Source organism: Shewanella sp. CAL98-MNA-CIBAN-0140, from assembly GCF_040309905.1.
GTDB lineage: Bacteria > Pseudomonadota > Gammaproteobacteria > Enterobacterales > Shewanellaceae > Shewanella > Shewanella psychromarinicola.
The window spans coordinates 1-234 of sequence record NZ_JBEOPI010000300.1 but is presented as its reverse complement, the minus strand read 5'-3'; the positions used below and the strand labels follow the sequence as shown (position 1 = coordinate 234).

Annotated in this window: 1 pseudogene; it reads right to left on the bottom strand. The window is 40.2% G+C overall.

Going from position 1 to position 234, the window contains the following annotated elements:
* Positions 1-21: 21 nt before the first annotated feature.
* Positions 22-234 (bottom strand): annotated as a pseudogene (locus tag AAEY93_RS21140) (nucleoside-binding protein); the annotation flags it as partial.

Genomic DNA, 234 nt, shown 5'->3' with positions numbered 1-234 from the left:
ATATAAGACCCTAGTTAAAGCTTAAAAAGTCCACTCAACATGAAGTTGTGGTACCGATTCTGTAACATTAGTGCCAAATTTGTTATGCCAATATTGCCATTCCATCCCTAGCAACAGAGTGTTTTCTTTCATTTCAAGGGCATGGCCTAAATCCCAGGTAATAATAGGCTGCGCTAAAAACCACGCACGCACATCTTGACCAAATTCATTTTCACGCTCAGCAATGTACTCAAC